This is a genomic window from Thermogemmatispora onikobensis (assembly GCF_001748285.1).
In the GTDB taxonomy this organism is placed as follows: domain Bacteria; phylum Chloroflexota; class Ktedonobacteria; order Ktedonobacterales; family Ktedonobacteraceae; genus Thermogemmatispora; species Thermogemmatispora onikobensis.
In genome coordinates this window covers 1-7,430 of record NZ_BDGT01000095.1, presented here as the reverse complement: position 1 = coordinate 7,430, position 7,430 = coordinate 1, and the positions used below count along the sequence as shown (strand labels likewise).

At 61.3% G+C, this 7,430-nt stretch carries 12 protein-coding genes; 5 read left to right on the top strand and 7 right to left on the bottom strand.

Annotated elements, in window-relative coordinates; genetic code table 11:
• The 5 genes from BGC09_RS21775 to BGC09_RS21750 all read right to left on the bottom strand — a co-directional run.
• Window positions 1–805: hypothetical protein (locus BGC09_RS21775; protein ID WP_141727916.1), on the bottom strand; the 805-nt coding region annotated here is incomplete at its 3' end.
• Window positions 798–1,097, bottom strand: a complete 300-nt coding sequence (locus BGC09_RS21770; RefSeq protein ID WP_069806306.1) for a hypothetical protein — start codon at window positions 1,095–1,097, stop codon at window positions 798–800. The genes BGC09_RS21775 and BGC09_RS21770, both read right to left, overlap by 8 nt.
• Window positions 1,098–1,297: 200 nt before the next feature.
• Window positions 1,298–1,636, bottom strand: a complete 339-nt coding sequence (locus BGC09_RS21765; protein ID WP_069806305.1) for a hypothetical protein — start codon at window positions 1,634–1,636, stop codon at window positions 1,298–1,300.
• 46 nt (window positions 1,637–1,682) lie between these two features.
• Window positions 1,683–2,063: a hypothetical protein gene (locus BGC09_RS21760; protein WP_141727915.1), complete on the bottom strand. Its 381-nt coding sequence runs from the start codon at window positions 2,061–2,063 to the stop codon at window positions 1,683–1,685.
• A gap of 944 nt (window positions 2,064–3,007) precedes the next feature.
• A complete protein-coding gene (locus BGC09_RS21750) occupies window positions 3,008–3,310 on the bottom strand; it encodes a hypothetical protein (RefSeq protein ID WP_069806302.1) in 303 nt (100 codons plus the stop codon).
• A 54-nt stretch (window positions 3,311–3,364) separates the two neighbouring features.
• On the opposite strand from BGC09_RS21750, the gene BGC09_RS21745 reads away from it, so the two are divergent.
• The 3 genes from BGC09_RS21745 to BGC09_RS21735 all read left to right on the top strand — a co-directional run bounded on the left by BGC09_RS21745 (window position 3,365) and on the right by BGC09_RS21735 (window position 5,046).
• Window positions 3,365–3,580 (top strand): hypothetical protein, encoded by a 216-nt coding sequence (locus tag BGC09_RS21745; RefSeq protein WP_069806301.1) that lies wholly within the window; start codon window positions 3,365–3,367, stop codon window positions 3,578–3,580.
• Window positions 3,581–3,721: 141 nt separating this feature from the next.
• The gene (locus tag BGC09_RS21740) at window positions 3,722–4,438 is read left to right on the top strand and encodes a GntR family transcriptional regulator (protein ID WP_069806300.1); all 717 of its coding nucleotides are present in this window, start codon (window positions 3,722–3,724) and stop codon (window positions 4,436–4,438) included.
• Between the two features lie 296 nt (window positions 4,439–4,734).
• Window positions 4,735–5,046, top strand: a complete 312-nt coding sequence (locus BGC09_RS21735) for a hypothetical protein (protein ID WP_069806299.1) — start codon at window positions 4,735–4,737, stop codon at window positions 5,044–5,046.
• Between the two features lie 348 nt (window positions 5,047–5,394).
• Here BGC09_RS21735 and BGC09_RS21730 read toward each other — a convergent pair whose 3' ends face one another.
• Together BGC09_RS21730 and BGC09_RS21725 are read right to left on the bottom strand one after the other, a co-directional pair.
• Window positions 5,395–5,625 carry a hypothetical protein gene (locus BGC09_RS21730; RefSeq protein WP_069806298.1) on the bottom strand — a complete coding sequence of 77 codons (231 nt, stop codon included), beginning with the start codon at window positions 5,623–5,625 and terminating at the stop codon, window positions 5,395–5,397.
• 34 nt (window positions 5,626–5,659) lie between these two features.
• Entirely contained in the window at window positions 5,660–5,989 is a 330-nt protein-coding gene (locus BGC09_RS21725) for a hypothetical protein (protein WP_069806297.1), read from the bottom strand.
• Window positions 5,990–6,515: 526 nt separating this feature from the next.
• On the opposite strand from BGC09_RS21725, the gene BGC09_RS21720 reads away from it, so the two are divergent.
• Both BGC09_RS21720 and BGC09_RS21715 read left to right on the top strand, forming a co-directional pair.
• Window positions 6,516–6,764: a hypothetical protein gene (locus BGC09_RS21720; RefSeq protein WP_069806296.1), complete on the top strand. Its 249-nt coding sequence runs from the start codon at window positions 6,516–6,518 to the stop codon at window positions 6,762–6,764.
• A gap of 56 nt (window positions 6,765–6,820) precedes the next feature.
• Window positions 6,821–7,111, top strand: a complete 291-nt coding sequence (locus BGC09_RS21715; RefSeq protein ID WP_069806295.1) for a hypothetical protein — start codon at window positions 6,821–6,823, stop codon at window positions 7,109–7,111.
• Window positions 7,112–7,430: the final 319 nt, after the last annotated feature.

Sequence of the window (7,430 nt, the reverse complement as noted above, 5' to 3'; positions counted from 1 at the left end):
GCTCAGCCGCCTTCAGGCGGAGCTCCGCTTCGCTGAGCCGCTGGATTGCTTCCGCCCGCCGATGTAAGGCAGCAAGAAATGCCTCCAGCGATTGGAAATCCAATGTCGCTACGATGGCCATTCCTCCCACCTCAATGATCACGGGAACAATGACCCGGAAGGCGAGCACGATGGGGGGAATTGGGGAGGAGGAGAGCGCCCACCAGAGGGCTGTGGCAGAGCCAATCGAGGCCACAAGGAAGAGCGCTCCGCACAGGACAGCTCGCGGCAGCATGTGCCGGTCCGACCCCAAGCGCTTCAGACTCCAGGCAGTTGCCAGAGCCAGCCCTGCGATGATCAGCTCCGCAGAGAGGGAAAGGACATGAAGCGCAGCGCTGAAAAAGAGAACGCCTTTCCCGAACAGCTCTCCAAACTCCCATCCCAACAATGCAGCACAGCAGACCGGAGCCACGTAGCCGGTGGTCAACAACAGCAACCGGATGCCTTTCCCTATGGGGGCCTCCCTGTCTGCATCAAACTCCTCGATTTGCTTGCGGTAGCGCGCTATCGGGTCATTTTCCCCCACCGCTTCCAGGGTCGAGGGCAGGGGCAGAGCACGCCCCTGCTCCTCTCCCTGTGCAGAGATGACGGTTGACTGCGCTGGATCTGGTGCCGCCGGCACAGACGGCTCTTCCAGCGCACCCTCGGACTCCGGCGATGGCCCCGGGCCAAGGCTCCATCGCTGGAGTGCCCGCACCGCCAAAGCGACGAGATCACGAGTCTGCGTCTCGCCTCCCACGGCCTTGGTCTTGGGGTCCTCAGCCATTGCTCTCCTCCTGCGTTTCCTCCCCCTGCCCCTGTGCTCCCTTGGCTACGCTGTGCTGCGTGCGCGCCTCCTTGGCTGCCTGCAGCACAGCTGAGCGCTCTGCGCGCGCCAGCGCCCGCTGGGCGCGCAGATGCGCGCGAGAGACATGAGCATGCAGCGTCTCCCAGAGACTGGCCATGAAGGGCGAAGCTGTTGTTGCCTCCTGACGAACAATCTCCCGAAGCTGCGTTAATTTCTCGATGTCCTCGGGAGACGGCGCGACCATTCGTCGCTGCGCACTGGTTTGAGTCATCTTTCATCCTCCTTGCTCAAGTCCAACTGTCGAGAGCACGACCGGCCCGGCCCGCTGCATCAACCCAGACCAGACCGGCTGGCTCCCTGCTGGCGGTGATCCCGCTGGACCGAACCGACCGAACCACCGCCAGCCGGCAACCAGCCCGTTGCCAGTCAGTCTTCTTGACTTGCCTGCTCCGTCAGCTTGTCCTCTCTGAGCTAGCGCAGCAGCGCCCAGATGAGGCCCGCCAGCAGGAACCCGAACAACACCCACCAGTGAGCTGCCCGCCGCCACAGCGCCAGCCCCAGGACGAGCTGCAGCGCCGCCGCTGCCAGCAGGGCTATGCCCAGATCCGTCCGCCGCGCCGCCGCCCACGGCAGCGCCCGCACTAGCAGCACACCACCCACTACCTCGGGCAACGTCAGCGCCACCAGCCACGCGCCCAGCCGCCGCAAGCGCTCTCCCAGACTCGGGCGCGCCGGCAGCGGCATGGCGGCAGGGAATGGGGCCATCAGCCCGCGGGGCTGCTTGTCTTGCAACGGGGAATGTGGTAACATGGGAGTGCTCCTTTCAAGCCCGCTCAGGGATTGAAACTGGCTGACTTCAGGCAATGCCCCGTCTGCTGGCTCCCCCATCGGCAAGCCACGCCGCGGCACGGCGAATGAGCGCCGCCTCGCTGGCAGAGACCAGCGCCGCAGCCTCCTTGGCCGGCCACCAGCGGCCTCCAACCACCTGCGCCCGCGCAGGGATCAAAGCCAGGTAGGCCGCCACAGGCGGCCAAAATCCCAACAGCCAGACTCGCTGCCCCGGACATGGCCCGATGAGTTGGCCCAGCAAGGCCAGTGCCAGCCGCCAGGTCTGGCAGCCCTGGCCGCAGAGAGCCGAAGGGAGCGTCCAGCGGCCCCGCTGAGAGAGCAGCAAGATCACTGGTTGCTCTCGCTCCCCCAAGGAGGCAACGATCAAGTCCACTCGCTGCATGCTCATGACTTTCCTCCTACAGCCACCCGGCCTGCATCGCACAGCTCAGGCAGAGCACTTTCCGGGGCGGGTCCTCATCCACTTGCTCCAGGACGTGGGCCCGGCAGAACCGCCTGCCACAGTGCCAACAACGGAGCCGCTGCTCCGGGCGGCGGGAGCAGCCCGGCTCTGCGCAGCGGCCCTGCTGGCCCTCGGCCTGCCGCTTCCAGATCGGTCCCCATGCCATTAGCGGCCCCCTTTCTCGCGCTGCTGCGAGCGCCACTCTCGCCCTCGTTGGCGCGCCGGCGTCCAATACCGGACGCAGATCGCATGCCGGGTCTCCGGCTCTTGAAGACCGGAGACATTACCGGCATAGTCTTCCACTCGGCAGCAGGAGCAGACTGGCCGCCTGCAGAAGTCGCAGATCGCCATGTTCGGCTCCTCGGCGCCGCATTGCGCACATTGCATGGAGGAATGAGAAGACAATCGAGATGGCATCTCTGGCTCCTTTCTGAAGGAGCCAGGCGCCGAGGGGGCGGCCCTCCCTGCGACCGCTGCTCCCTCCTCTGCGGCGGCTCCCCGCCGGGGGTTGCGCCCTGAGAGAGCCGGGGATATACTGGAGAGAGGAAAGCAGTCGCCAGGGTGGCACGACCCCCCCGGCGCCTGGCCTGCTGCGGATGGGGGCGCGCCGCTGGCTGCCACCTCATCGGCGCGTCCCATCCATCTCAGATGGGTCTAGGCCCGCCTGGCCCGGCGCGCTTCCACCTGTCGGGCCAGGTCTTGGCCCACGAGCTGTTGCATGACGTCCTCGAGGGAGGCATGCGGCACCTCCTGAGAGAGGAGCTACAATGCGGCTACAAGATGCACAACAAGATGTTCGTTTTTTTAGGAACGGAGCTTGAGCGCAGTCTCAACGATCGCCCCATGATCGAAGGCCAGTTCCTTTCTGATCCGCAAGGGAGGAAACCGCACTACGAGACGATCCGCGCCCGCTCCAGCAGCATGGTCACGCCAAAATACCGCCGCTCGCCATTCTCGCCATCGATGAGCACGCACACGCTGCCGCTCTCGTCGACCCAGGCCACCACGCCGCGCGCCCCTGGCCGCCGCGGATCGGGCGGGAAGCGTCGACGATGGGGAAACAAGAGATCCTCGGGGATTTCAACGACCCGCCCGCAGAGCGTGCGGCGGGCGCGGGAGACGATTTCATCGTAGTAGGGCGTGCGCCGGCGCACCTGCCGCCGGCGGGCAGGGATAAGCAAAGGGACGGACATATAAGCCCTCCTTTAAAGGAAAAGAGAGGAATATAAGAGGAATGGATTGGGGGAATGAACGCCAGGACTGCTGGCCGAACGCCTCCGCTGCAGCGCCACCCTCTCCCTCTTCTCGATCAGCAGATCGAGGGCGAGAGCAGCGGCCCGCCCGCAGCGGCCTCTCTCGCGGGCTGCCTCCTCCTCCCTTTCCCTCTGGCCGCGGACGCCGGCCCCTGGCCGGGGACGATCCGTATTCGGTTGTCAAGGATTCTTCCTCAGGGCAGCCTGTGATTGATATAATCATACTATGAGGTCTTATTTTTTGTCAATAGGATTGGGACAAAAATTTTTACATCTCTTGGACCGAAACCCTTGCCTTTTATCAATCTCAGATGATATGATTCTCTGAGACCTCTAGAAAAGGAGATAACTATGATAGAGAAACGCCTCGCCATCGCCACGGAAATAGAGAAGGAAATTCTGGCCGGCAAATATGGATGGGAAGGAGGTCTGCCCGCTGCAAGCGAGCTTGCCCAAAAAAGAGAAGTATCTCTCAACACGATTAAGAACGCTCTTGCCCTCCTCGAGGGCAAAGGGCTTATCGAGAAAAGAGGCACTGGCTATTATGTCCGAATCATTCCTACGGAAATGACATCATATCTCCCCCCAGCCCATCTCCGTATCAGGGGGGGAGAGGGATTTGTGCGGAATATCGGATCAATCCGAACCCGCTTGCTTCCAGACCACCTTGCAAAGTTAGTAGATCACCAACGAGAGGTAATCTACCGGATGCTTCTCTCTGGAGAAATAGTAGAGGGAAAAGAAAAGCCAATACAGCTCACCCATCGATATTACCTTTTCCCTCTCTCCAAGGAGGATCTCGATCGAATGCAGAGAGATGCCAGATTCGATCCCCTCTGGTCTGATCCCCGTTTTTCCAAGGAGTTGATCAGTTCCGAGGAGGTTTGTGCGCGCCTCCCCACCGAAGGAGAGCGTGATTTGCTCTCTTTGCCTGAATCTTCCCCAACCGCTATCCTAAGTGTGCGAGAAGAGATACGAGATCATGAATCAATCCTTATGATTCAGGAAATCGCTCTCTCTCCTCGATCTGCTCTCCTCTTCAAATTTCCGTTTGTCAATCGACCTTAAGAGAAGCAGTGGTGAGCGCCGGCGTGCAGGAAGAGCGGCGTTCCGACCCTGCTGCCGGCGCACGCCTGCCTATGATGCCAGCCCCTGTGGTCCTGCGGTGGCTTACGAAGCCCTTCGAGCATCGCTGCGTGGGAAGCCGGGTGCCGGGATGCTCGAAGCGAACGGCAACAGCGGCACCAGCGGCAGCAAGAGGGAGCACCTTGCCTTGGGAAGGGTTGACGGCGGTGGCTCGGGATGGTATGGTAAAGGCCAGGGTATTCAGACGCAGCCATGCACCTTCGTATGAGGAGAGCCTGATGGAGAACGGATCACTGGAGCAGCGCTTTGCCGCCTTTGAGACGAAGGTGAGCGGGCAGCTCACGGATATCATCGGCCTGTTGCAGCAGTTGGTCGCCGAGGTGCGGGATCAGGGCCACCGCCTCAACGCGGTGGAGATCCGTATGAATACGTTTGAGAACCGGATGGCCGGCTTCGAGAACCGGATGGCCGGCTTCGAGCAGCGGCTCAGTGTGCTGGAGGCGCGGCTCAACGAGCAGCAGCAGAGCATCTCTTTGCTCAACACCTTCCAGCGCAAGATGATGCAGAAGATGGGGATTGAATACGAGTAGGGGCCTGGCCCTCGCCCTCCGCAGGCCAGGGCCAGCTCGTGATTGCAGGTTCCAATCCCTTTTTCAATCCCTCAGCGGGCTTACGCGGTGTTCCGACTCGGACAGGGTCCGCAATTGCGCTGGAACGGTGCTTGAATTTTCAATCCCTCAGCGGGCTTACGCGGTGTTCCGACAGCCCCTTTTCTAGGGTAGCATCAGGAGCGGCGTCCGTCAAGCTTTTTCGAGCATCCCACAAAAGCGGTCAGCAGTGACCGATTGTGCACGGCCCTGATGCCAGCCCCTGTGGTCCTGCGGTGGCTGGCGAGGCCCTTCGAGCATCGCTGCGTGAGAGCGTGAGAGGAGGGAAGGCTAGGAGGAAGGAGGCTGCAAGAGGGTCAGGATCTGGCTCATCTGCTGCTCCAGGCGATCGAGGCGGTGGTCGATCTGGCGGAGCTGGTCTTGCACGGCGGCGGAGCTGCGGACCTGGTCCGTCACCAATCCTTTGACAATGGTGAGTTCGTAGACGACATCTCGTAGGACCGGTCGATATTCAGCAACCGTCTGCTCCAGCAGGCTCAAGCGCTCCTCGGGGGTAGGCATCTTCTTTCTCCTTCAGGACAGGCTCCACTGCCCGCTATGGCTCCGGCAGGCGAGCGAGCACCTGCATCAGCAGAGCCTCGAGTCGATCGAAGCGCTTATCATGGTCGTCGAACCGTTTATCATGGTCGTCGAACCGTTTATCAATGGCGGCGAATTGCTTATCATGGTCGTCGAAGCGCTTATCAATGGCGGCGAATTGCTTATCATGGGCATCGAGGCGAGCCAGGATCTGCGCCAGCGTCGCGCGGATCTCCCGTAGTAGCTCTTCGTGCTTCACTGCCATGCCGAGCAGGATGGTCTCATTGTGGTTGATATCCATGAGAGCGCGCTCGACTGCTGACAGCCGCTCTTCTTGGGTAGGCAATTGCTCATCCCTCCTCGTTTCTGTCCTCATCCCTGAATGGGCAAGAGCAGCGTTCCGATCACACGGTTGGGTTGCCTGTCACCCCCCTAACGGGGGTGTCCTCATCCCTGAATGGGCAAGAGCAGCGTTCCGATGAGGATTGCCCCAGGGAGCAATCGCCAGGCACCTGGGTCCTCATCCCTGAATGGGCAAGAGCAGCGTTCCGATGGTCTTCTCTCTAGGGTAGCATCAGGAGCGGCGTCCGTCAAGCTGTTTCGAGCATCCCACAAAAGCGGTCAGCAGTGACCAGTTGTGCGCGGTCATGATGCCAGCCCCTGTGGTCCTGCGGTGGCTTGTGAGGCCCTTCGAGCATCGCTGCGTGGGAAGCCGGGAGCCGGGATGCTCGAAGCGAACGGCAACAGCGGCACCAGCGGCAGCAAGAGGGAGCACCTTGCCTTGGGAAGGGTTGACGGCGGTGGCTCGGGATGGTATGGTAAAGGCCAGGGTATTCAGACGCAGCCATGCACCTTCGTATGAGGAGAGCCTGATGGAGAACGGATCACTGGAGCAGCGCTTTGCCGCCTTTGAGGCGAAGGTGAGCGGGCAGCTCACGGATATCATCGGGCTGCTGCAGCAGTTGGTGGCCGAGGTGCGGGATCAGGGGCACCGGCTCGGGGCACTGGAAGCCCGGGTGACGACAGTGGAGGCGCGGCTCAATGAGCAGCAGCAGAGCATCTCTTTGCTCAACACCTTCCAGCGCAAGATGATGCAGAAGATGGGGATTGAATACGAGTAGGGGTCTGGTTGACAGATGGCGCCTGCAGGAGGCCAGCAGGAGAAAGGAAGACCGTGATGGAGAACGGATCATTGGAGCAGCGCTTTGCCGCCTTTGAGGCGAAGGTGAGCGGGCAGCTCACGGATATCATCGGGCTGCTGCAGCAGTTGGTGGCCGAGGTGCGGGATCAGGGGCACCGGCTGAATGCGGTGGAGATCCGCATGAATACGTTTGAGAACCGGATGGCCGGCTTTGAGCAGCGGCTTAGTGTGCTGGAGGCGCGGCTCAACGAGCAGCAGCAGAGCATCTCTTTGCTCAACACCTTCCAGCGCAAGATGATGCAGAAGATGGGGATTGAATACGAGTAGGGGCCTGGCCCTCGCCCTCCGCAGGCCAGGGCCAGCTCGTGATTGCAGGTTCCAATCCCTTTTTCAATCCCCCATCGGTTCCAATCCCTTTTTCAATCCCTCAGCGGGCTTACGCGGTGTTCCGACGGAGCAGGTTGGCCAGCGGGGACGCTGCTTTGATCATCTTTTCAATCCCTCAGCGGGCTTACGCGGTGTTCCGACCATGCCGACCCTAAGCGAGCTAGAGCGATCTTCCGACATTTCAATCCCTCAGCGGGCTTACGCGGTGTTCCGACAAAAACAATTTTGAGGGCTGGTTTGGAGGGGGGCAAATTTCAAT

Bases quoted from the DNA above. Each gene is read 5' to 3' on its own strand.
- BGC09_RS21770 (WP_069806306.1), bottom strand. From the start codon at position 1,097: ATGACTCAAACCAGTGCGCAGCGACGAATGGTCGCGCCGTCTCCCGAG.
- BGC09_RS21765 (WP_069806305.1), bottom strand. From the start codon at position 1,636: ATGTTACCACATTCCCCGTTGCAAGACAAGCAGCCCCGCGGGCTGATG.
- BGC09_RS21760 (WP_141727915.1), bottom strand. From the start codon at position 2,063: ATGAGCATGCAGCGAGTGGACTTGATCGTTGCCTCCTTGGGGGAGCGA.
- BGC09_RS21750 (WP_069806302.1), bottom strand. From the start codon at position 3,310: ATGTCCGTCCCTTTGCTTATCCCTGCCCGCCGGCGGCAGGTGCGCCGG.
- BGC09_RS21745 (WP_069806301.1), top strand. From the start codon at position 3,365: ATGAACGCCAGGACTGCTGGCCGAACGCCTCCGCTGCAGCGCCACCCT.
- BGC09_RS21740 (WP_069806300.1), top strand. From the start codon at position 3,722: ATGATAGAGAAACGCCTCGCCATCGCCACGGAAATAGAGAAGGAAATT.
- BGC09_RS21735 (WP_069806299.1), top strand. From the start codon at position 4,735: ATGGAGAACGGATCACTGGAGCAGCGCTTTGCCGCCTTTGAGACGAAG.
- BGC09_RS21730 (WP_069806298.1), bottom strand. From the start codon at position 5,625: ATGCCTACCCCCGAGGAGCGCTTGAGCCTGCTGGAGCAGACGGTTGCT.
- BGC09_RS21720 (WP_069806296.1), top strand. From the start codon at position 6,516: ATGGAGAACGGATCACTGGAGCAGCGCTTTGCCGCCTTTGAGGCGAAG.
- BGC09_RS21715 (WP_069806295.1), top strand. From the start codon at position 6,821: ATGGAGAACGGATCATTGGAGCAGCGCTTTGCCGCCTTTGAGGCGAAG.